18 protein-coding genes are annotated in these 21,822 nt (G+C 56.8%); 11 read left to right on the top strand and 7 right to left on the bottom strand.

Annotation, left to right across the window (positions count from 1 at the left end):
* Positions 1 to 129 precede the first annotated feature (129 nt).
* Positions 130 to 1,017, bottom strand: coding sequence for a LysR family transcriptional regulator (locus EDC26_RS16275; protein WP_132584563.1), 888 nt, complete (start codon positions 1,015 to 1,017; stop codon positions 130 to 132).
* A 109-nt stretch (positions 1,018 to 1,126) separates the two neighbouring features.
* Between EDC26_RS16275 and EDC26_RS16270 the strand changes: the two genes are divergently transcribed.
* The 3 genes from EDC26_RS16270 (at position 1,127) to EDC26_RS16260 (ending at position 5,005) form a co-directional block, all read left to right on the top strand.
* Positions 1,127 to 2,821: an acyl-CoA dehydrogenase family protein gene (locus tag EDC26_RS16270; protein WP_132584561.1), complete on the top strand. Its 1,695-nt coding sequence runs from the start codon at positions 1,127 to 1,129 to the stop codon at positions 2,819 to 2,821.
* A gap of 61 nt (positions 2,822 to 2,882) precedes the next feature.
* Positions 2,883 to 3,863 (top strand): Bug family tripartite tricarboxylate transporter substrate binding protein, encoded by a 981-nt coding sequence (locus tag EDC26_RS16265; protein ID WP_132584559.1) that lies wholly within the window; start codon positions 2,883 to 2,885, stop codon positions 3,861 to 3,863.
* Positions 3,864 to 3,868: 5 nt separating this feature from the next.
* Positions 3,869 to 5,005 carry a CaiB/BaiF CoA transferase family protein gene (locus tag EDC26_RS16260; RefSeq protein ID WP_132584557.1) on the top strand — a complete coding sequence of 379 codons (1,137 nt, stop codon included), beginning with the start codon at positions 3,869 to 3,871 and terminating at the stop codon, positions 5,003 to 5,005.
* 12 nt (positions 5,006 to 5,017) lie between these two features.
* Here the strand turns inward: EDC26_RS16260 and EDC26_RS16255 are convergent, their stop codons facing one another.
* Entirely contained in the window at positions 5,018 to 5,392 is a 375-nt protein-coding gene (locus tag EDC26_RS16255) for a DUF423 domain-containing protein (RefSeq protein WP_132584555.1), read from the bottom strand.
* Positions 5,393 to 5,732: 340 nt separating this feature from the next.
* Here EDC26_RS16255 and EDC26_RS16250 point away from each other — a divergent pair, with 340 nt between their 5' ends.
* From EDC26_RS16250 to EDC26_RS16220, 7 genes are read left to right on the top strand one after another with little or no spacing between them, the layout of a single operon-like run.
* On the top strand, positions 5,733 to 6,734 hold the full coding sequence (locus EDC26_RS16250; protein WP_425012801.1) for a magnesium and cobalt transport protein CorA: 1,002 nt from the start codon (positions 5,733 to 5,735) through the stop codon (positions 6,732 to 6,734).
* Between the two features lie 29 nt (positions 6,735 to 6,763).
* Positions 6,764 to 8,404 (top strand): isovaleryl-CoA dehydrogenase, encoded by a 1,641-nt coding sequence (locus EDC26_RS16245; protein WP_132584551.1) that lies wholly within the window; start codon positions 6,764 to 6,766, stop codon positions 8,402 to 8,404.
* 13 nt (positions 8,405 to 8,417) lie between these two features.
* Positions 8,418 to 9,053 (top strand): thermonuclease family protein, encoded by a 636-nt coding sequence (locus EDC26_RS16240; RefSeq protein ID WP_132584549.1) that lies wholly within the window; start codon positions 8,418 to 8,420, stop codon positions 9,051 to 9,053.
* Complete coding sequence (locus tag EDC26_RS16235) at positions 9,029 to 11,284, top strand: ABC transporter substrate-binding protein (protein WP_132584547.1); 2,256 nt, start codon at positions 9,029 to 9,031, stop codon at positions 11,282 to 11,284. Before EDC26_RS16240 ends, EDC26_RS16235 begins: the two co-directional genes overlap by 25 nt.
* Positions 11,281 to 12,258: an ABC transporter permease gene (locus tag EDC26_RS16230; protein WP_132584545.1), complete on the top strand. Its 978-nt coding sequence runs from the start codon at positions 11,281 to 11,283 to the stop codon at positions 12,256 to 12,258. Before EDC26_RS16235 ends, EDC26_RS16230 begins: the two co-directional genes overlap by 4 nt.
* 3 nt (positions 12,259 to 12,261) lie before the next feature.
* A complete protein-coding gene (locus EDC26_RS16225) occupies positions 12,262 to 13,731 on the top strand; it encodes an ABC transporter permease (RefSeq protein ID WP_132584543.1) in 1,470 nt (489 codons plus the stop codon).
* Positions 13,728 to 15,449: an ABC transporter ATP-binding protein gene (locus tag EDC26_RS16220; protein WP_132584541.1), complete on the top strand. Its 1,722-nt coding sequence runs from the start codon at positions 13,728 to 13,730 to the stop codon at positions 15,447 to 15,449. Before EDC26_RS16225 ends, EDC26_RS16220 begins: the two co-directional genes overlap by 4 nt.
* 467 nt (positions 15,450 to 15,916) lie before the next feature.
* Here the strand turns inward: EDC26_RS16220 and EDC26_RS16215 are convergent, their stop codons facing one another.
* A complete protein-coding gene (locus EDC26_RS16215) occupies positions 15,917 to 16,705 on the bottom strand; it encodes an IclR family transcriptional regulator (protein WP_132584539.1) in 789 nt (262 codons plus the stop codon).
* A gap of 120 nt (positions 16,706 to 16,825) precedes the next feature.
* On the opposite strand from EDC26_RS16215, the gene EDC26_RS16210 reads away from it, so the two are divergent.
* Positions 16,826 to 17,794: a Bug family tripartite tricarboxylate transporter substrate binding protein gene (locus tag EDC26_RS16210; RefSeq protein ID WP_132584537.1), complete on the top strand. Its 969-nt coding sequence runs from the start codon at positions 16,826 to 16,828 to the stop codon at positions 17,792 to 17,794.
* Positions 17,795 to 17,875: 81 nt separating this feature from the next.
* Here EDC26_RS16210 and EDC26_RS16205 read toward each other — a convergent pair whose 3' ends face one another.
* The 4 genes from EDC26_RS16205 to EDC26_RS16190 all read right to left on the bottom strand — a co-directional run bounded on the left by EDC26_RS16205 (position 17,876) and on the right by EDC26_RS16190 (position 21,816).
* Positions 17,876 to 18,922, bottom strand: coding sequence for an amidohydrolase family protein (locus EDC26_RS16205; protein WP_132584535.1), 1,047 nt, complete (start codon positions 18,920 to 18,922; stop codon positions 17,876 to 17,878).
* Positions 18,923 to 18,978: 56 nt separating this feature from the next.
* On the bottom strand, positions 18,979 to 19,941 hold the full coding sequence (locus EDC26_RS16200; protein ID WP_132584533.1) for a Bug family tripartite tricarboxylate transporter substrate binding protein: 963 nt from the start codon (positions 19,939 to 19,941) through the stop codon (positions 18,979 to 18,981).
* A gap of 75 nt (positions 19,942 to 20,016) precedes the next feature.
* Positions 20,017 to 21,006 (bottom strand): Bug family tripartite tricarboxylate transporter substrate binding protein, encoded by a 990-nt coding sequence (locus EDC26_RS16195; RefSeq protein ID WP_132584531.1) that lies wholly within the window; start codon positions 21,004 to 21,006, stop codon positions 20,017 to 20,019.
* Between the two features lie 24 nt (positions 21,007 to 21,030).
* Positions 21,031 to 21,816 (bottom strand): amidohydrolase family protein, encoded by a 786-nt coding sequence (locus EDC26_RS16190; RefSeq protein ID WP_207915179.1) that lies wholly within the window; start codon positions 21,814 to 21,816, stop codon positions 21,031 to 21,033.
* Positions 21,817 to 21,822: the final 6 nt, after the last annotated feature.

The raw sequence follows: 21,822 nt of genomic DNA, 5'->3' as shown, positions 1-21,822 counted from the left end.
GGCCCGACGCCCGCCTGGACGAGGCAGATCCGGATCAAGCACGCCGTGCCGGCCCCGCCCCGGCCCCCATAGACGGCGTCTTCAAATACCAATACGTCCCATGCCGTATACCGTTTGACCAAAAGTGCTCTAGCAGCCATATACGTTGCGAACCAGCTTGATATGCTTTTCTTTGATCTGCGATGGAGGCAGTTCAGACCAGATCAAGCTGCAGATCGATTTTTGCTCGTGCTCGAAGGGCAGAAATCGAATGCCCGAAAGGCCGCTGCGCGAGAGGCATTCTGGAACGATGGACACCCCCATGCCTTGTGAGACGAGCGAGGCGACGCTTAGCCAATGCCGCGCTTCGTTTTTTACCTTGGGAAAGAAGCCTGCCTGAAGGCACATGGATAACAAGGTTTCGTAGTAGCTGGGCGAAAAAGATCGTGAAAAAAAAATGAAATCGTCTTGCGCGAGTTCGTTCAAATCCAGATAGGCTTCGTCGGCCAGAGGATGGGTGTCGGGCAGACAGATGGAGAAAGACTCGGACACCAGATCCAGCCGGGAAATGGCGGAAGGCACTGGGTTGGCATGGATAAAACCGATGTCCAGCCCGCCGTGTTCGATCAATTCAATTTGCTCGGCGGAATTCAGTTCGAGCAGCACATGTTCAATATCAGGATAGTGTTGTTGAAACAAAGTTATGACTTCGGACAGGCGCCGATACAGCATGGACCCCACGAAACCGATTTTAATTTGCCCGTGCAGGCCGGCGTCGATGCGCTGGATCAGCTTTTGGACATCGGCGTTTTTCCGCAATAGAAAAAGAGACTCGTTATACAGGGCCCGGCCGGCTGCAGTGAGCTCTACGTGACGGCTGGTACGCACCAGCAATTGCGCCTGGATGGCGCTTTCGAGCTGCTTGATGGCGTAGCTCAGGGGCGGTTGCGAAATATGCAGGCGATGGGCGGCGCGACTGAAGTTGAGTTCTTCGGCGACGGCTACAAAGTACCGCAATAGGCGAGGGTCCAGATCCATATCCATAATCCATACTTTTTTTGTATTAATTTGAATAAATACAGTATTTGTCTATATTAATACTGAACTCTAAGATTTGAGCTACTTTATTTTTTAGTGGCTCATTGTGATGCGTGAACCTTCTGTAGAAGCGCTGCTGCCGAATATCCCGGATTCCCGGGGAATCAATCTGTTTCAGGTTGATCCGTACGCCAGGCCGATGCTTGAAAAATACCTGCCAAGCGATTTGTGTGCTCATTTATTGCCTCACTTTGAAGAGTTGGGGCGTTTGGCCGGCTCCACGCTCGATGAACTGGCCGCTGTCGCCGACAAGCACCCGCCCGAATTATCAATGAGAAGCCGTTCAGGTCTGGACGAGTCGGTCATTTTGAAGCATCCCGCCTATGTCCAGCTTGAAAAAATGGCCTATGAGCGATTTGGCCTGGCTGCCATGTCGCATAGGCCAGGGGTTTTAGGTTGGGGGGCGCCGATGCCCGGCGCCGCTAAATATGCCTTGACCTATTTGTTCGTGCAGGCCGAGTTCGGCCTGTGCTGTCCGGTCAGCATGACGGACTCGCTCGCTCGTACCCTCAGAAAATATGGCGAACCTGATTTGGTGGAAAAGGTGCTGCCGCAGGTGACTGCGCTGGACTTCGATGAGTTGCGTCAGGGCGCCATGTTCATGACCGAGCTGGCGGCCGGTTCCGATATCGGCGCCACGCAGACTCAGGCGGAATTGCAGCCGGACGGCCGTTGGCGTTTGTCTGGCGATAAATGGTTTTGTTCGAATCCCGACGCCGGTTTTGCCATGGTGCTGGCACGCAGTGAAGCGAAGGATGGGCTCGGGGGCGTTTCGTTGTTTTTGCTGCCCAGAGATCTTCCCGGCGGTGAACACAATCACTACCGTATTCTGCGCTTGAAGGACAAGCTGGGGACGCGCTCCATGGCCAGCGGCGAGATCCGGCTTGAGGGGGCTTTTGCCTGGCTGGTCGGAGAGAGGGGGCGGGGCTTCCAGCAAATGGCGGATATGGTCAACAATTCACGCCTTTCCAATGGGATGCGCGCCGCCGGCCTGATGCGCCGGGCGCTCAGCGAGGCCATGTATGTGGCCGAAAATCGACGGGCCTTCGGTAAACGCTTGATCGACATGCCCCTGATGCAGAAGCAATTGCTCAAGATGACTTTGCTCACCGAGCAGGCCCGTTCTTTCGTGTTCCAGACCGCGCGCGCCTTGGGGCGCGCGGATCAGGGTGACATGCAAGCCAAAACGCTGGTTCGCATCATGACGCCTTTGATCAAATTTCGGGCGTGCCGCGATGCCAGGAAAGTGACTGCAGACGGCATGGAAGTTCGCGGCGGCTGCGGCTATATCGAAGAATGGGTCGAACCGCGCCTGGTGCGGGATGCTCATCTGGGCTCAATATGGGAAGGCACGAGCAATATTGTGGCTCTCGACGTGTTGCGAGCCATACAGAAGAACGATGCGCTCGCGGCGCTTCGAGGGCTCGTGGCCGAGTTGCTGGATGAGGGGCTTGCCTGTCCCGAACCTTTGTCCTCCTTACAAAATGCAAGTCTGGAAAAGACCTTTGAACTGGCGGAACAAGCGGCTCTGAACGGGCGCTCCGATCTGGCGCGACAGGTGGCGTCTGCCTTGTACAACGTGGTGTCGATGGCCGCCATGCGGTGGGAATCCCGGCATGGCGAAATGCGAACGCGTAATGATTTGGCGAACCTGGTGCTGTTGCACAGGCTCGCCGCGCGGGATCCCTGTACCGCAGAAAATAGCCCGGACGACTATCTGGCGATTTTGAAGCCGGCGCGTTGATGGCCGCATGCAAGTTTTATCGATGAAGCATTTTCTTGACTATAAAAGGATTGGAGACATCATGTTGAACAAATTATTTTCCTTCTTGTTGTTGGGAGCCGGGGCGCTATACGGCTTGGCGCCTGCCGTGGCGGCTGACAGCTTCCCGTCTCAACCCATTAAATTGATTGTGCCGTTTCCCCCCGGCGGGCCTACCGATGCTTTGGCGCGCAGGCTGGCGCAAGGGTTGAGCAAGCCTCTGGGGCAGAGTGTCATTGTTGAAAACAAAGCCGGAGCAGGCGGCAATATCGGATCCGACTATGTGGCGCACGCAAAGGCGGATGGCTATACGCTCTTGTTCGGCACGTCCGGGCCGTTGGCCATTAATATCAGTTTGTACAAAAATTTGCGCTACGACCCGCGAACCAGTTTTACGCCTATCATCCGCATAGGCCATTTGCCGAATATTCTCGTTTTGAATCCCAAGGTTCCCGCCAAGAATCTGCAGGAACTGATCGCTTATGCCAAGCAGAATCCGGATAAGCTCACTTTTGCCTCCTCGGGTAACGGTGCTTCGTCGCACCTGGCCGGCGTTTTGTTCAACCAAATGGCGGGCACTCATATTTTGCATATTCCGTACAAGGGAACGGGGCCGGCATTGAATGACTTGTTGGGCGGCCAGGTGACGATGTCATTCACCGACATCCTGACGGCACTGCCGCATGTCAAAAACGGCACTTTGCGTGCGATCGGCCTGGCGAGCGCAGAGCGTTCGGCGGCGTTGCCGGACTTGCCCACGCTTAGCGAAGAAGGTTTGAAAGGTTATGACGTGAGTGTGTTTTTTGGCATTGTCGCTCCCAAGGGCACGCCCGAACCCGTCGTCACGAAGTTGAACCAGGCCTTTGTTCAGGCCATGTCGGATCCTGATGTCAAAAGCACCCTGGCCAGCCAGGGAATCGTGGAGGCCGATGACAGGACGCCCCATGGCCTGGCGACATTCATTGATAAACAGGTTCCCAAATGGGCCGAGCTGGTTCATAGCGCCCATATTTCTCTGGATTGATCGCAATGCAAATGAATCAAACCGGCGCCGGCGCTTTATCGGGCTGCAAAGTGGTTGACCTGTCGCGTGTCTTGGGCGGGCCGTATTGCACCCAGATTTTGGGTGATCATGGCGCCGATGTCATCAAGATCGAGCCGCCTGCCGGAGATGAAACCCGTGGCTGGGGGCCACCGTTCCTGGATGGTACGGCTTCCTATTTTTTAGGCGTAAATCGTAATAAATACGGCTTGTCGCTGGACCTTTCGCTTCCGCAGGGCCAGGCATTCCTGAGAACCTTGCTAAAGGATGCCGATGTTCTCGTGGAAAATTTCAAGCCGGGCACGCTGGAAAAATGGGGTCTTGATTCGAAGAGCCTGGCCGATGAGTTTCCACGTTTGGTTCACTGTCGCATCAGCGGCTTTGGCGCCGACGGCCCTCTGGGAGGGTTGCCCGGCTATGACGCGTGCGCCCAGGCTCTTTGCGGCTTGATGAGCGTGAACGGCAATGCAGACGGAGCACCGACACGCGTGGGCTTGCCGGTCGTCGATATGGTAACGGGCTTGAATGCAGCGCTGGCCATTTTATTGGCGATCAATGAACGCAATAGAAGCGGCAAGGGTCAGTTTTTGGACATTACCTTGTTTGATTGCGCCATTTCCCTGCTGCATCCGCATGCTGCCAATTATTTCTTGAGTGGAGATATTCCGCAGCGCACCGGAAATGCACATCCCAACATTGCGCCCTACGATTCGTTTCCGACCCGCGATGGCGAAATATTTCTTGCCGTGGGCAATAATCGTCAATTCGAGCTCTTGGGCAAGGTACTGGAAGCCCCGTGGCTGGCGCGGGACGAACGGTTTGCGTCCAATGCGGATCGTTTGAAGAACAGGCAGATCCTTCGTGCCCTGTTGACGGATCTTCTTAAAGGGCATGTTGCCGCCGATCTGGCCCAGACACTGCTGGAAACCGGGGTTCCCGCCGCTCCTGTCCTCAATGCGGGTGAGCTTTTGAATCATCCCCACACGCATCATCGAGGCATGGTGATTGAAGAAGGATCTTATCGGGCGATTGCGTCCCCGATCAAGCTTTCACGCACTCCCGCGACGCTAAGACGTTTACCCCCCGCGTTTGGCCAGCACAATGAAGAGTTTGGCGCCGTGTGATCAGCCATAGGCTTAGTTGGCCCGGTATGCGGCCAGGGCAACCATGGCCCAGGCGGCGATAAAGGCCAGCCCGCCTATGGGCGTAATCGCGCCCAACCATTTTTCGCCGGTAAACACCAGCAGGTACAGGCTGCCGCTGAACAGAATAATGCCGGCAAACATGACGATTGCGGCGTTGCTCATCAGTGGCGAGCCGAAGCGGGCTCCGAGGGACGCCATCATCAAGAGGGCGAGGCCGTGGACCAGTTGATACAACACGGCGGTGTGCCAGACCGACAGCATATCGGGAGTGACGATGCGTTTGAGGGCGTGCGCTCCGAAGGCGCCGGCCGCAACGCCTGCCAGCAAGGTGAGGGCGGCGACGATAATGAGTTGGCGGTCAGTCATGCGATGGGCTCCGGGTGGAAAATGGTGATTCGGTGGTGGTTCGAGGTCGGTCCGACCCAGCGTCGTAACGAGATACGTCCGGGATTGCGGGACAATGCAAATTCCGGCTACTAGTGTATAACCGGGCCGGGGTTGAGGCGGCGCCTTGGTGATATCATCGGACGATTGATCATGTGGTTTTTGCCAGAGTGATCTGTTGAGCATTGATGGCACCCACAAGGGGTGCCGCTACAAAACCCGATTGGAAGGTTGCCATCCTATGCCGAGCGATGCCGTTATGCCCGATACGAATCTACCTCCGCCCCGGAATGACCCCACTGCGGATTCCAGTGCGGCCCGAGTGTCGACCGACGAACCCTCCGGCTCGCAGGCCAACTCGGTGGTTGCGTCGGTTGTGTACCGCAAGGGCCACCCGCCTCTGGATGTTTCGGTCGAGCAGATCAAGAGCTATATCGACCCGCAAAAGAATTTGCTGTGGATCGGCTTGAAGGATCCATCACCGGCTCTGGTGCAGGAAATTGGCGTCGAACTGGGCTTTTCGCACAAGGCCATTGAAGAGATCAACGAGGTCCATCGGCGCCCGAAAATCATTGAGTATGCCGAATTGACCCAGGTGGTCGCGGTGACGGTCGAAGTCGAGCATATGAAGCCGGCTTTTGGCGAAACCCAGCTTCTGATTGGCCGCGGGTTTTTGCTTACCGTGCGTCGCGGCGCGATGGCTTCGCATCGGGACTTGCGCACCCATCTCGAAAGTTCGCCCGAATTTCTGGACCGGGGCAGCGACTATATCGCCTCGGCATTGCTGGACTTGCTGGTAGACCGGTATGTGACGGCGGCCAGCCGGCTCGAGTCAGGCATTGAGGTGGTTGAACAAAAATTCCTGTTGCGCGGATTTCACGACAATGACGTGCGCCGTTTATACCGGCAGCGCCGCGATTTGTTGCGTATTCACGTGGCGATTTCACCGCTGGTCGAAATTTGCCGGCGCCTCGCCCGTGTCGAGACACGCCATATCGATGAGAATTGCCGCGGCTACTTTGGCGAAGTCGCCGACCGGGTGCAACGGGTCGATGAGCTCATCAACAGCCTTAGGGAGGCCTTGGCTTTCGCATTCGAGGCGAGTCTAATGATAGGGCAGTCCCAGCAAACAGACATTACCAAGAAATTGGCGGCCTGGGCGGCCATTCTGGCGGTGCCCACAGCGATAGCAGGGATTTACGGCATGAACTTCAAAGACATGCCCGAGCTGTCCTGGCCTTACGGTTATCCGCTGGTGCTGGCTGTGACAGCGGCGTTGTGCGGGTTTCTTTACTGGAAATTCAAAAAGACCCGGTGGCTCTAAGGCTGGATCTTCATTGGCGAGGTGGCGCCTTGGTCTATACGACTCATGAAGTAACGAATCAGGTCCCCGAGCTTGGCGATTACAACCTGTATTTGAGCGATCCGGCCTTGCAGGAAGCGGTGCAGCGCGAGGGGGCGCAGTGGCGCCACGCGTCGCTCGCGGCCTATGGGGCGCGGCTGGGCCTGATGCAAACCCGGCAATGGGCGCACGAGGCCAATCGTTGCGCTCCCGAGCTCGAAGCCTTCGACCGCTGCGGCCATCGCGTCGATCGTGTCCACTTCCATCCTGACTGGCACCGCTTCATGCGCATGGCATTTTTGCAGGGCATGCATGCCAGCGCCTGGGCCGATCCCAAACCCGGCGCACAGGCGGCGCGAGCCGCGGCGTATTTGCTTCATGGGCAAATCGAGGCGGGCTCGTTGTGCCCTGTCACCATGACGTCGGCGGCGATTCCGGTGCTGTCCAAGGAACCCCTGTTCGATACCTTGTCCTCCAGGTTGTATTCCTTGCAATACGATGAGCGCGACCTGCCTGTGGCCGATAAGGCCGGCATGATGATAGGCATGGGCATGACCGAAAAACAGGGCGGCTCGGATTTGCGCAGCAACACCACGCAAGCTACTCCTGTGGGCGCTGGCGGCAGGGGAGCAGAGTATTCTCTGCTTGGCCACAAGTGGTTTTTTTCCTCGCCCACGTCCGACGCGCACCTGGTTCTGGCTCGTCATGAAGACCGGCTTTCGTGTTTTTATGTGCCGCGTTGGCGCGACGATGGCAGTAAAAATCCGGTACAGATACAGCGCCTGAAGAACAAAATGGGAAACCGGTCCAATGCCAGCGCCGAGGTGGAGTTCAACGACGCCCGCGCCATTTTGGTGGGCGAGGAAGGGCGCGGCATTGCAACCCTGATCGAGATGGCGTCCTGCACGCGCCTGGATTGCGTGCTGGGCAGCGCTGCCCTGCTGCGGCAGGCTGTGGTGCAGGCCTTGCATCATGCCCGCCATCGCCGTGCGTTTGGCCGCGCCTTGATCGAACAGGATTTGATGCGATCCGTACTGCTTGATCTGGTCGTGGAGAGCGAGGCGGCGACGGTGCTGGCGATGCGGCTGGCGCGTGCTTACGACGCCAGCGACGAGCCGCTGGATTGGGCGTACCGGCGTATTCTGACGCCGGCCGCCAAATTCTGGATATGCAAGCGGGCCATCGAAGCCGCGGCAGAAGGCATGGAGGTGTGGGGCGGCAACGGCTATATCGAAGAGGGGCCCATGCCGCGCCTGTATCGCGAGGCGCCGGTGAATTCCATTTGGGAAGGCTCGGGCAATGTCATGTGCCTGGATGTCCTGCGTGCCCTGAAAAGCAAGCCCGATCTGGCGCAGGCCCTTCTTGCCTCTCTGGTACGCGACAGCGCCGGCGAGCCATTGCTGGCCGACAGCGCCAATAGCTTGCTATCATTGCTCTCCGGCGCGCAAGCGGGAATTGAATCGGCTGGCCGCTATGTGGCGCAGGAACTGGTGCTTTTGGTTCAGGCGAATCTGTTGCGCCGCCATGCGCCCCAGGCGATGGCCGATTTATTCATACAAACGCGCTTTGGCGGCCGGGGCGGTCGCGTATTTGGGGTTTCGGGCTTGGGAGCCCTGCCTGCGGGCTTGTTCGATCGCGCCTGGCGTCAGTAATGTAAAGGGTGATATGGGTCGTTTTTTAACGATGTTGCTGCGCACGCTGGGAGGGCGATTGCTGGCCAGCCGGCATTCGCAAGTGCTGACTCTGCTTGGAGCCTTGATTCTGGCCGGGCTGGGAACCCTCAATCTTTTGCAGCCGCGCGCGACGGCGCGCCCTGCTGGCCAGCAGGTGCACGAAGGGGCCTATACGCTAACCGGAAAAGTGGTGCGTGTGGCCGATGGCGACACCTTTACGCTACTGGTCGATGGCCGCCAGGAACGCATTCGCCTGGCAAGCATCGATGCGCCCGAAACGACTCACGATCGGCAGCAGCCCGGTCAACCCATGGCCCAGGCGTCGAAAAAGGCGCTGGCCGGCCTGATTGCCGGGAAGACACTCAGCCTTGCCTGTTTTGAGCATGATCAGTACGAGCGCAGTGTGTGCGACGTGCCTTTGGGCGACGGCACCACAGCCAACCAGAAGCAGGTTGCCGCCGGCATGGCCTGGGCCAATATGCAAGGTCGCGGCAAGTACATGCGCGACGCCAGGATTCCCGAACTCGAAGCGCATGCGCGACAGGCCCGGGTGGGTCTGTGGCAGGATCCCAACCCGGTCCAGCCCTGGGTGTGGCGCTATCAATGCTGGAAAAAGGCGCAGTGTTGAACGCGCGGCGGCGCTACGGCGGCGGGCTGGCCAGTCTGGCCTGTGTGTTGCTGCTGGCCGCCTGTACGCGCAGCCCCGTCAACAGTCCGTACGCGCAAGGCGCGGAACAAAGCAATACTTTATATACGGCATTTTCCCAGCGTTCACCGAAGTACCTGGATCCGGCCAGCTCCTACTCGACCGATGAAACGCCGTTTACCTATTCCATTTATGAGCCTTTGTATGGCTATGAATACCTGGTGCGGCCTTATAAGCTGGCGCCGCGAGCAGCGGTCGCTGTTGCGCAGCCGTTTTATCTGGATAAAGCGGGTCAGCGTTTGCCCGAGCAGGCTCCGGGGGCATCAATTGCCGTCAGTGTCTACGACATTCATATCAAGCCGGGCATTCTGTTTGCGCCGCACCCGGCGTTTGCACGCGAGCCTTCGGGCCAGTACCGCTATTGGCCGCTGGCCGCCGGGGCGCTCGAGCATCGGTTTTCAATTGGCGACTTCAAAGAAACCGGCACGCGTGAATTAACCGCCGACGATTACGTCTACGCGTTTCGCCGCCTGGCCAGCCCGCGTGTGGTGTCGCCCATTTATGCGGTCATGGCCGAACATGTTGTCGGGATGCGTGCGTATGGCGAGCAGCTTAAAGCACGTGACAAGGCCTTGCGCGCCACGCGTGCGGCGGGCGCTGCCTTGCCTTGGCTTGATTTGCGGCAATTCGGTTTTGACGGTGTGCAGGCCCTTGATGCGCATACTTTGCGCATCAAGGTCGTCGGCAAGTATCCGCAGTTCAAGTATTGGCTGGCCATGACTTTTACGGCGCCCGTGCCCTGGGAGGCGGATCGTTTTTATCAGCAGCCAGGTATGGCCGAGCACAATTTGTCGCTCAACACCTGGCCGGTGGGTACCGGGCCCTATATGTTGACCGAATCCATTCAGAACCGGCGCCACGTATTGTCCAGAAATCCGAACTTCCGGGGGGAGCCTTACCCCTGCGAAGGCGAGGCGGCCGATCGTGCGGCGGGCCTGCTGGCCGATTGCGGCAAGCCTACGCCATTTATCGACAAGATCGTGTTCACGATGGAAAAAGAAAGTGTGCCGCTGATGGGCAAATTCCTTCAGGGCTACTACGATGTGCCGCAGGTCGATGGCAGCGGGATCGGCGTAGCCATGCGGGTGGCGGCCGGCGACTCCGCTGAAAAAGCCTCGCTGTACAAGAGTCATGGCATTCAATTGCCGGAGTCGACCGAAGCGCAGATTTATTACTTTGGTTTCAATTGGCTCGATCCGGTCGTGGGGCAGGGCGATACGCCCGAGCAGCAGGAGAAAAACCGCAAGTTGCGGCGTGCGATCAGTATTGCCTTCAACTGGGAACAGTACGTTTCGATTTTTCAGAATGACCAGGCGCAGGTGGCGTATGGTCCTGTTCCTCCCGGCATTCCGGGTTATCAGGCGCCACCTTTGGGCATCGACCCTTATGTTTACGATTTGACGGGAAACCGGCCCGTGCGCAAATCTCTGGACACGGCCAAGCGGTTGCTGGCTGAGGCCGGCTATCCCGATGGACGCAATGCCAAAACGGGCGCACCGCTGATTCTGCATTTTGATTCGGCTGCCGGCATGGGCTCGGATGCGACGCAGGATTGGATGCGGCGCCAGTTAAGCGCCTTGAATATCCAGCTGGAGGTGCGCGCGACCGACTACAACCGCTTTCAAGACAAAATGCGTCGAGGCAGCACGCAAATGTTTATGTGGGGCTGGGTCGCGGACTATCCGGATGCGGAAAATTTCCTGTTCCTGCTTTATGGCCCCAACGCCAAGGTCTCGACGGGCGGCGAAAACGCGGCCAATTATCACAACCCTGAATTCGATCATCTGTTTGGGCAGATGCGATTTCTTGATGACGGTCCGCAAAAAGAGCAGATCGTGCATCGCATGGTGGCCATTGTCCAGGCCGATGCGCCCTGGATGTTTGGTTTTTTTCCAAAATCCGGAGCGGCTTATCAGTCTTGGGTAGGCAACGCCAAGCCGACGCAGATGGTGCGCAATACCTTGCAGTATTACAAGATTGACCCGGTGTCCCGTGAAAAGAGCATCTTGCTCTGGAATCCACCGGTCTGGTGGCCATTGTGGTTGATCGCAGGTCTGCTGGTGCTGGGCCTGTATCCCGCGTGGCGGGTGATACGCCGGCGAGAACGCGCCACAGCGCTTGCGTCGGACCACACAGGAGCCCCGCGGCCATGATGAACTATATTGTGCGCCGCCTGCTCTATGGCGTGCTGGTGTTGATAGGCGTCAACCTGCTGACCTTTGCGCTGTTTTTTGCCGTCAACACGCCCGACGACATGGCGCGCCTGGCTATAGGCGGGCAACGGGTCAGCCAGACTTCAATCGACAAGTGGAAAGTCGAACGGGGTTACGACAAACCCTTGTTTTTCAATTCGCAGGCTAGCGGCGCGGCGCAATGGACCGATACCATCTTCTATGCCCGTTCGGTGCCTTTGCTGCGTTTCGATTTCGGCTTCTCCGACGAAGGCCGCGATATCGGGCACCAGATCGTAGAGCGCATGGGCCCCAGCTTGGCCTTGGCCTTGCCGACTTTTGTGCTGGGCCTGTTTGTGTGTATTGTCTTTGCCTTGTTGCTGGTGTTCTTCAAGGGCACGCCGCTGGATTTTTCGGGGGTGGTGGTATGCGTTCTCCTGTTATCGATTTCCGGGCTGTTTTATATCATCGCCGGCCAGTGGTTATTTGCCAAGATCTTGCGCTGGGTGCCTTATTCGGGCTTTGCGGGAGGATGGGACAGCGCCCGGTTCCTGGTGTTGCCTGTGTTGGTGGGCATTTTGTCGCGCATGGGAGGCGAAGCGCGGTTTTATCGGACGCTTTTTCTGGAGGAAATGAGTAAAGACTATGTGCGTACAGCGCGCGCCAAAGGCTTGTCGGAGCATATCGTGCTGTTTCGGCACGTGCTGCGCAATGGCATGTTGCCCATCCTTACGGGAACCGTATCGGCGATCCCTCTGCTATTCATGGGCAGCCTGATTTCGGAATCGTTTTTCGGCATTCCGGGCCTGGGCAGCTACACCATCGATGCGATCAACGCCCAGGACTTTTCGATCGTCCGGGCGATGGTCTTTCTAGGTTCGGCGCTGTATATCGTGGGCCTGATCCTGGCCGATGTCTCCTATACGCTGGCCGATCCCCGGATCCGGTTCGAGTAGCCCATGCCCAAGATCGTTTTCCTCTGGACCGATATTTTTGTTTTCAGCCTGCTGCTGGTCCTGTTGCTTTACGCCTTCAGGGTGGCGCGCTCGCCGGCGTTGCGGGCGACCTGGGCCAGTGTGTCGCGCAGCTCTTCGGCGATGTGCGCGGCCGTGGTGCTGGGCGCGTTCGTGCTGGTGGGGTTGCTCGATTCCATGCACTATCGCCCCCAACTGCCCGCCAAGCCGGGATCCGCGGCGGTCGTTTACGCACAGTCCCTGCGTTCGGTGCTCGACGATGTGCTGGCTTTGACCCGGTTGGACAAGCCTGAAAAAACCTACTCCGCGCCTTTGGCCTTGCGGCAATTCACCAAAGAAAATGAAATTGTCCACGGCAAGCCTGTACGCGACTATCCGCGTTTGCAAAATGTCGGCCTGGGTTTGAGCAAGGATGCCGACAGCGGCAGGGATATCATGCGGCGTTTGTTGTTCGGCTTGCTGGCGGCTGCGGCGTGCGCGGCGGGCTCGGCCTTGTTGCTGACTTTGGCGCATCGAATGCGGGCTGACACGAACAGGCTCGCCTGGGGCGGGTGGTGGCGTTCGGAGTCCGGTGTGCCGTGGCGCGCCATGTGGCTGACGTTTTGCGTGCTGATGCTGGTTGTGTGTGCGGCGGCGGCGCTCGCCACCAACTACCATGTCCTGGGCACGGACCGCACCGGCAACGATGTATTGCGGCAAGCGCTCAAAAGCGTACGCACTGCGCTAATCATTGGCACGCTCACCACCATCACCATGTTGCCGCCGGCCTTGATTTTTGGCATTTCGGCAGGCTACTTCAAAGGCCGGGTCGACGATGTCATTCAGTATATCTACACCACACTTACGTCGATTCCGGGTGTGTTGCTGATTGCGGCCTGTGTGTTGATGATGCAGGTGTATATCGACAACAACCCGAACCTCTTTACCACGGTGGCGGCGCGCGCCGATCTGCGTCTGTTTCTGTTGTGCCTGATTCTGGGGCTGACCGGGTGGGCGGGGTTGTGCCGTTTGCTGCGCGCCGAAACGCTGAAGTTGCGCGAGCTTGACTATGTGCAGGCGGCGCGCGCGTTTGGTGTGTCGCACTGGCGCATCATGCGCAGGCATTTGCTACCCAATGTCATGCATATCGTGCTCATTACCATGGTGCTGGAATTTTCCAGCCTGGTGTTGTATGAGGCGGTCCTGTCTTACCTGGGTATAGGGGTCGACCCCAATACCCCGTCGTTTGGCACCATGATCGATTCGGCGCGTCTTGAGATGTCGCGCGATCCCATGATCTGGTGGAATCTGCTGACAGCCTTTATGTTTTTGCTGGCGCTGGTTCTTGCCGCGAATATCTTTGCCGATGCCGTGCAGGACGCTTTCGATCCACGCGTGCGCAAGTTCAGTCCTGCGTATTTGCGGCGCCGCGCTGCGGCGCAGGTGAAAAGCCTGGCCAAGGAGAAAGCGTCATGACGGCCGAGGCGATCGGTGCTTCGAATAGCCCAGACAACGCGCGCCGGACGGTCCTGTCGGTGCGTGGCCTGTCGGTGCAGGTGGCGAGCGACGCTGGTCTGTTCGACGCCGTCAAGTCTTTGCAATTGGCTGTCGAGCGTGGGCAAACCTTTGCTCTGGTGGGCGAGTCGGGTTGCGGCAAGAGCATGACCGCCCTGGCTTTGCTGCGCTTATTGCCCGAGGCCGGACAGATCACCGCCGGGGAAATCCGGCTGGGCGGGGAGGATTTGAACCGCCTGCCCGAGGCGCACATGAGGGCGGTGCGTGGCGGACAAATAGGCATCATCTTTCAAGAGCCCGCAACCAGCCTGAACCCGGTGCTGACGATAGGCCAGCAAATTGTCGAGACGCTGGCGGCCCACACCTCGTACCGTGGCGCGGCGGCCACCAAGCGGGCGCAATGGTGGCTTGCCCGTGTGGGCATTCCTGAGCCCGAGCGCCGTTTTAACGATTATCCATTCCAGTTTTCGGGAGGGCAGAAACAGCGGGTCATGATTGCCATGGCGCTGGCTGCCGAACCCAGCCTGTTGATTGCCGACGAACCCACCACGGCGCTGGATGTGACGGTGCAGGCGCAGATTCTGGATTTGCTGGCCGACATCCAGCGTGAATTGGGCATGGCTATTTTGCTTATCACCCACGACCTGGCTGTTGTCAAAAACGTGGCCGATTATGTGGCGCTGATGCGTGCCGGGGAAATTGTCGAGACGCGGGATGTTGCCGGATTTTTTGCAGCGCCCAGGCATCCCTATGCGCTGGAGTTGCTGGCGGCCGTCCCGAATCTTGCGAAACGCGGCCAGTCGCTGACCGCCGGCGGCCTGGGGCGTTCGGAGCCGCCGCGTGAGCCGTCGGCGCATGCGGCGGCAATGGCGTTGGGGGCTGGAACGCCGATTCTGCGTGTCGATCATCTGTCTGTGCGGTATCCCATACGCAGCGGCATGCTGCATCGCGTGACCGGATCGACGCAGATCGTCGACGGCGTGTCGTTTGAACTGTGCGCCGGTGAAACGCTGGCTTTGCTGGGGGAGTCGGGCTGCGGTAAAACCACAACGGCCAAGGCATTGCTGCGCCTGCTGGACAAGGATGCGCGGGTCGGGGGCCATGCCAGCCTGGATGGCGCGGCGCTCCTGTCGGCCCGTGGCGGCCGCCTTAGGCGCTTGCGTCGGAAGATACAGATTGTGTTCCAGGACCCTTATTCCTCGCTTGATCCGCGTATGCGGGTGGGCGAGATACTCGATGAGGGCGTTGCCGCCTTGAGACCCGATCGGACTGGGCCCGCTCGCATTGCAAGCGTGCGCAGCCTGCTCGACCGGGTGGGTTTGCCCAAGAACACTCTGGATCGCTATCCGCACGAGTTTTCGGGCGGGCAGCGGCAACGGATAGCCATCGCTCGCGCTTTGGCGGTGGAGCCGGCCGTGTTGGTGTGCGATGAGCCTACCTCGGCACTGGATGTGTCGGTGCAGGCCCAGATTCTTGAGTTATTGAACGATTTGCAGCGGGAGTATGGCATTGCCTACTTGTTCATTACCCATAATTTTGGGGTCGTTGAATATCTGTCGCATCGGATTGCGGTGATGCATGAGGGCAAGATTGTTGAAACCGGGGACACGGAATCGGTACTCGGTGCGCCCCAACATGCCCAGACCAGGCGTTTGTTGGCTGCTGTGCCGCGTTTATGATTCCGGCAGCCTTGTAGCGCCACCCCTTGTGGGTGGCATTCGCTGTAGGTGGCATTTTTTTGTATCAATCCTTTCTTGCTTAAAACCTTCTAGCTCCGCATTAAAACCTTCTAGCCCCGCGTCGTGGCCGGCCAAGGTGGATCGGGCTCTGACGGGCACGGTCATGGCTGCGCCATGACTTCCCGCGCGCAGGACCGGCTTCGGGGCGGCGTGCGAACTCGCGAGGCGAATAGCCCACTGGGCTATTCGCAAGCGTCTCGCTCACACAGCGCACGCCTTGCATCCCCGAAGCCGGCCCTGCGCGCGGCGTGTCCGAGTCGCCCGCCCCACCTTAACCGACCACGACACTCGTGTGGTTGATGTTTGTGAGATCGTCATTGATTTTGATTGGCGTGATCGTTGATGGTTTTGGATGACATGACGGTCGCTGATCAAGCGTGGCCTTTATTCTTCGCCTCACGTTTTGGTCAAGGATGCCAGCGGCTTTCCTTCAGCCCTGACAAGTTGGCTCCTCTTTTTCCCCCTAGAGTGATGGATAATTGATTGGCTTTGCCGACAAGCGTTTCTACAAACGCTTCGAGTTTCTTTTTTGTCAATCGGCTAGCCGGGCCGGAGATGCTGATGGCGCCGAGCAGTTGCCAGTTCACCCCATATACGGGGGCTGAAACGCTGGCTACATCGGCGTCGCGTTCTCCTATGGAAATGTAATAGCCCTTGCGCCTGATGCCATCGAATTCGGATCCTGGAGTGCCGGTAAAGGCAAGTATCACCTTGCCAGGCGAGCCTTTCTCCAGAGGCAGGACTTGCCCTACCCGAATATGGAAGCGGATTGCCTGCGGTCCTTCCACCCGATACAAACAGGTTCGTGTATTGCCTTCGCGTACAAAGAAAGTCGAGCTCTCGCCGGACAGTTTCGACAGCTCCTGCAGCACGGGCTCAACCGATGCCGTGACATCGAAAGAGGCCTGGTATCGGGCGCCTAGCCAGCCCGCCGCCGGCCCCAGGCGCCATGCGCCATCGTCTCTGTAGACCAGATACTGATGGGTGGCGAGTGTTCGCGCTATACGCAGCACGGTGGTTTTGTGTAATCCACTGCGTCGGCTTAGTTCGGCCAACGACAGGTATTCGTCTTGAACGCCAAATGACTCAAGCAGGCTGATGGCTCTTGTGACAGCAATGACACCCGTTGCATCCGGCTTGTGGTTAGGCGTGGATTTCAAGGCGGGCTCCGTTTTGTTTAACACATTGGATTTCATCAGAAGAAACTCAGTTGTATTGTGCGAAATTTGATTTTATAGTCAATCACGAAAAAACAGAAAGGCGGTCGTGTTGCCACGTTCGCGTCACAAAAATCGTATATTCCCAAGGAATGGAAAATGAAGAAAATAATTTATGGCTTGGCGCTGTCGATACTGACCATGGCTGTCGTCACACACGCCAAAGCGGCGACATATCCCGCAAAGCCGGTAAATATTGTGGTTGGATTCAGCGCCGGAGGTCCCACCGATGTAGTGATCCGCGCTTTTGCGAATTTTGCAGGTGCCCGAACCGGCAAGAACTTTATCGTTGAAAATAAACCCGGCGCAAACTCGATAATTGCCACCCAATATGTTAGCCAGGCAAGGCCCGACGGCTATACCTTGTTAGGAGCGGCCACCAACTATACGATGATTCCGGCCTTGTATGGGAGTCGAATAAAGTTCGATGTCGAAAAATCCTTTACGCCGATTTGCACTTTTGCCAAAAGCCCAACGGTGCTGGTGGTGGGGCCGTCGTTTCCCGTTGCCAGTCTGAATGAATTTCTGGAGCACGTAAGAAAGAGTCCCGGAAAGTTCTCGGCCGCGTCGGCGGGTGTCGGAAGTTCCGGGGACTTTGCTACGGCTTTGTTCGAAAAAATGGCTGGTGTTCATTTCAATCACATTCCCTACAACGGTGCCGCTCCTGCGATCAATGCCTTGATGGGCGGGCAAGTGGACATGTCGTTCGCAACACTGGCTTCCGTGCTTTCGCAGGTTGGTTCCGGCAGGATAAAAATACTGGCGGTTGCCTCCAGCCGACGCTTACAGTCCTTGCCCAAGGTTCCGACGTTTGAGGAGGAAGGAATAAAAGGCTATTCTGCTGACGCATGGTATGGCTTACTGGCTCCTGTCGGGACACCGCAAAATGCCCTCTCGGTTCTGACGGACTACGTCAAAGCGTTTCAGGCAGATCCAGATGCGCAGAAAAGGCTGAAAGCCCTTGGCCTCGAGCCCGACGCAACGTGCGGATTTGATTTCGCTTCTGAAATAAAAACCGAAGTCGCGACCTATACTGAATTGGCAAAGAGACTTGGGCTTAAAAACTGAGGCCGTTGCTACACGCTAGATGGCCGAAGTATGCGTTGTTGGCCATTGGGCATTGAAGATTCCCGGAACCTTCCCGCGTATTCAGGACAGGTCCAGATCATAAATGCGTCTGGCGGTTTCATGGAACAAATCGGCAATTTCATCCTGTGAACAAGCCTGACTCAATTTCTTGAATGCATTCCATAGTACGTGATACGAGAACATCCCTTTATCGACAGGAAAGTTGCTTTCGTACATGCATCGCTTCGTGCCAAACATTTCTATCAGTGTTTCAACATAGGGGCGCCATTCGGCGGCAAGCAGATCGGATGAGGGGGGAGTCTCCAGTTTGTGATATTGATGCCCCATGACCATCAAGCCGAAGCCGCCCAGTTTTACGGAAGTATTGGGCAGGCCGGCGAGCCTGCGCATTTCGCTTTGCCACGTCTGGAAAACTTCCTTTTTACGATTTGTGTAGGGCCCCACACCCAAAGGGCCGCCCAGGTGATTGATGATAATGTGGACATTGGCGTGGGCTTTCGCCAAATCGTGCAGTAGCGGCAATTGTGTGTGATAAGCCCAGACATCAAGCCTGAGTCCATATTTTTCAAGATGACCCACCCCTTCGGAGAACCGGGGGTCAATCAGAAGATTTTTAGGCGGCAATATGGGATTGCTGCGCACGGCTTCGTGCTCATGCCACGCGGTGGAGTTGCGTATGCCTTTCAAACGCATGCCGCCCGCGGCAATCAGACTCTCGAGGATCGGTTGTATGTCATGGCCCAGCGTCAGGTCGGCACAGCCCACGATGCCGGCGCATCCTCGTTGTTTTCCATAGAGCCCGCTTGCAAACCGGGCGGCTATGCCGTTGGCAAACTCGACTTCGCCCACCGGTTTGTAATGATCATTTCCAGTTTCTTTATACATGCTGCGGCACTGGACAAATAGGGTGCCGACGATATTGTGGCCGGAAGTGATGTCTTCGCGCAGTTCGTCAAATAGGTATTTGGACCCCGGCCTGTCCCAAAGATGGTGATGCGGGTCGATGATGGGAAGGTCTGGCCAGATGATGTCTTCGCGGCGTTTATCGAGCCAATCGGTTCTGATTTGCCCGTGCGGTGAAATTTTAATGTCTGGGTTTTCTTGCATAGTAAAAAGCCGGGCTGCGGCCCGGCTCCTGTTCACGAAAGTTCAGAGACAAAGCGTCATTGCTTTACGATACCCGCGTTCTTCACCACTTTCCCCCATTTTTCGGATTCCGAACTCAGATACTGTTTGAAACCTTCGGGAGTGGAGGCAACGATATCTGCGCCAAGCGAATCGAATTTCGCCTTGACATCGGGTTGTTTGAGCACATCTTTGATACTCTTTTGAAGCAAGTCGACAATTTCTTTGGGTGTTCCCTTGGGGGCGAACATGCCATTCCATTCGTAGACTTTATAGCCATCAATGCCGGATTCGGCAATGGTAGGTACATCAGGCAGCAGCGGGTTGCGCTTGGGCGATGTGATGGCCAAGGCTTTCAATTGCCCGTTTTTTACCAAGGCAAGAGTGGATGCGATGTTGGTGAACATCATATTTACCTGTCCGGCGACGGTAGCCATGATTGCCGGCCCGCCGCTCTTAAACGGAACATGCAGCATCTTGAGGCCAAAACCCTGATTGAAAAGCTCTCCGGCCATGTATTGGACTGTGCCCGTACCGCCCGAGGTGAAGGTCAGCCGGCCCGGCTCGGCTTTGGCAGCCTTGACGACATCGGCAAGATTGTTGAGCTTGGAGCTTTTTGGAACCACCAGGATGTTGGGGGTGACCGATACCAGAGTCAGAGGCGCTAGATCCGTTTTCGGATTGAAGCGTAGTTTGTGCAGAAAAGGATTAATGGATAGAGGCGTTGCGTCGTAAAGAAGGGTGTAGCCATCGCCTTTGGCGCGGGCCACGTAGGCTTCGCCTATCATGCCGCTGGCCCCCGACTTGTTTTCGACCACAATGCTTTGGTTCAGTTTCTTGCCCAGGTTCAGTGCAATGACTCGCGCCAGGGCATCTGCCGTTCCGCCCGGTGCGTAGGGTACGACAATGCTGATGGCCCTGTCCGGGTAGGCAGCGGATGCCAGCGAGGGCAGAATTGCGGCGGCAAAAAGAGTGCTGATTAATAACTTCTTCACAAACATATCTCCTGTGTTTTGGTTCTGAGGTGGATCGCTGTCATTTTTCGACAGCGAAGCTGTGTTGCTTGAGGGTGCTGCTTAATTGTTGAGATGGATCTTGGCGGCGGCAATGAGTTTTCCCCATTGCTCGAAATCGTTCCGTTGCCGATTGCCTAAATCTTCTGGTGTGCCGCCCGCCAGCGTAATTTTCAACGTGTCGGCAAGATCGATCATCTTTGGAGTTTTCAATATGTCATTGATTGCGCGATTCAAATGCATGACGATGTTTTTAGGAGTCCCGGCGGGCACATAAATACCTTGCCATTGCTCGACCACAAAATCGGAAACTCCAACTTCTTTCATGGTGGGTATGTCTTTCAGATTGCCCAGCCTTTCCGACGAGGTGACGGCAAGAGCCCGCAACCTGCCTGCCTGGATCTGGGGGAATGCGGCAGCTATAGGCGCAAACATGAATGTCACTTGCCCGCCCATGACACCCTGTATGGCCGGTGTATCTCCTTTATAAGGAATGTGAATTGCGCTGATGCCTGTTTTCAGCTTTAACAATTCCCCCTGCATATGGAGAACCGTACCCGCCCCGCCAGACGCATAAGATAAAGCCTTGGGGTCGGCTTTGCCTGCCGCAATCAATTGGGCCAAGGTTTTATAGGGCGAATTGGCGTTGACGACTAGAACATGCGGAATTGTGCCCACGAGGATGACAGGCTCAAACCCCTTGTCGGGGTCGTAAGGCAGCTTGTGAAAAAAATGAGGAACTATGGATTGAGGGCCGATGGAAGTACCCAGCATCGTATATCCATCTGGTTTCGCACGAGCTACATATCCTGAGCCGATAGTCCCGGTTGCGCCGGCTTTGTTTTCAACAATAATGTTGGCGCCCAGGCTATCGCCCAGCAGTTTTGCAATATTTCTACCCAGAATATCGGTTGTTCCCCCGGGAGGATAGGGAACGACATAGTTAATGGGCTCGCCTTCGGGCCATGTGCTCTCGGCCATAGCTGTCGTCGCGGAAATAAAGGCGGTGCCAACGAAGATTATTCTCGCAATGTTTTTGACCAATAGATTCATCGGATTTCCTTTGAAGAAATATATTTAGAATTGGTATAGATTCGCGGGGTTCTTAACCAGGATCTGTTGAAATATCTGATCGTCGTTCACCCAGTCGGCGATCAGGTCAAGCAAGTGTGCATCGTCGGGAATCGGCTGGAAGCCGGCCGTTGCCGAGGCATGGGGCCAATCGCTACCCCAAACAAGCCGGCCGGGGCCAATTTGGGTATAAGTGCGAACTAACTCCCTCATGTCTGAATAGGAGGGCGGGCCGCGATGGCTCAAAATATAAGTGCCAGACAGCTTTACCCAGGCTTTGCCGGCAACGATCAGGTCCAGGATGGCTTTATGAGCTTCGTTGTCGCTGAGATGGTCGGGATCGATTCGCCCCATATGGTCAAATACCAGAGGTACACGGAGCGCTCGCAAACGTTGTCTGTTCTGGACAAGTTGGCGGGATGGCATCAGGATCTGGATATGCCATCCCAAATGCCCGATCTTTTCAGCCAGCAATTCCAGCATATCGATGGAACTTGTCACACCCAGCGACAGGTTGAGGCGAACCCCACGGACTCCTGAGTTATGCAGGTCCTCCAGGTGGTTCATTGATATTGACGGATCTACTACCGCGATACCGCGCCCGCTATTGCCCAATATCGCCAATCCATCGAGAATGGGCTGATTGTTAGTACCATAGGTAGATGGAGTAACAATGACTGCCCGATCCGTTCCAAGGCGATGCTGTAGTTTCCTGTAATCGTCTATTGACGCATCGGGAGGGTTCAGTCGTGCACCCGCTACAGTAGGATAATGACGACTGTAAAGATGCATATGGCA

Origin of the sequence: Paralcaligenes ureilyticus, from assembly GCF_004346225.1 — a bacterium.
Taxonomy (GTDB): domain Bacteria; phylum Pseudomonadota; class Gammaproteobacteria; order Burkholderiales; family Burkholderiaceae_B; genus Paralcaligenes; species Paralcaligenes ureilyticus.
Note: the sequence above shows the minus strand (reverse complement) of the source record. Positions and strands in the feature narration are given on the sequence as shown.

What these genes read in the sequence shown, in the direction of transcription:
- EDC26_RS16190 (WP_207915179.1), bottom strand. Translation starts at nt 21,816, where the DNA reads ATGCATCTTTACAGTCGTCATTATCCTACTGTAGCGGGTGCACGACTG.
- EDC26_RS16240 (WP_132584549.1), top strand. Translation starts at nt 8,418, where the DNA reads ATGGGTCGTTTTTTAACGATGTTGCTGCGCACGCTGGGAGGGCGATTG.
- EDC26_RS16230 (WP_132584545.1), top strand. Translation starts at nt 11,281, where the DNA reads ATGATGAACTATATTGTGCGCCGCCTGCTCTATGGCGTGCTGGTGTTG.
- EDC26_RS16220 (WP_132584541.1), top strand. Translation starts at nt 13,728, where the DNA reads ATGACGGCCGAGGCGATCGGTGCTTCGAATAGCCCAGACAACGCGCGC.
- EDC26_RS16195 (WP_132584531.1), bottom strand. Translation starts at nt 21,006, where the DNA reads ATGAATCTATTGGTCAAAAACATTGCGAGAATAATCTTCGTTGGCACC.
- EDC26_RS16205 (WP_132584535.1), bottom strand. Translation starts at nt 18,922, where the DNA reads ATGCAAGAAAACCCAGACATTAAAATTTCACCGCACGGGCAAATCAGA.
- EDC26_RS16270 (WP_132584561.1), top strand. Translation starts at nt 1,127, where the DNA reads ATGCGTGAACCTTCTGTAGAAGCGCTGCTGCCGAATATCCCGGATTCC.
- EDC26_RS16265 (WP_132584559.1), top strand. Translation starts at nt 2,883, where the DNA reads ATGTTGAACAAATTATTTTCCTTCTTGTTGTTGGGAGCCGGGGCGCTA.
- EDC26_RS16255 (WP_132584555.1), bottom strand. Translation starts at nt 5,392, where the DNA reads ATGACTGACCGCCAACTCATTATCGTCGCCGCCCTCACCTTGCTGGCA.
- EDC26_RS16235 (WP_132584547.1), top strand. Translation starts at nt 9,029, where the DNA reads ATGCTGGAAAAAGGCGCAGTGTTGAACGCGCGGCGGCGCTACGGCGGC.
- EDC26_RS16215 (WP_132584539.1), bottom strand. Translation starts at nt 16,705, where the DNA reads ATGAAATCCAATGTGTTAAACAAAACGGAGCCCGCCTTGAAATCCACG.
- EDC26_RS16275 (WP_132584563.1), bottom strand. Translation starts at nt 1,017, where the DNA reads ATGGATCTGGACCCTCGCCTATTGCGGTACTTTGTAGCCGTCGCCGAA.
- EDC26_RS16200 (WP_132584533.1), bottom strand. Translation starts at nt 19,941, where the DNA reads ATGTTTGTGAAGAAGTTATTAATCAGCACTCTTTTTGCCGCCGCAATT.
- EDC26_RS16225 (WP_132584543.1), top strand. Translation starts at nt 12,262, where the DNA reads ATGCCCAAGATCGTTTTCCTCTGGACCGATATTTTTGTTTTCAGCCTG.
- EDC26_RS16210 (WP_132584537.1), top strand. Translation starts at nt 16,826, where the DNA reads ATGAAGAAAATAATTTATGGCTTGGCGCTGTCGATACTGACCATGGCT.
- EDC26_RS16260 (WP_132584557.1), top strand. Translation starts at nt 3,869, where the DNA reads ATGCAAATGAATCAAACCGGCGCCGGCGCTTTATCGGGCTGCAAAGTG.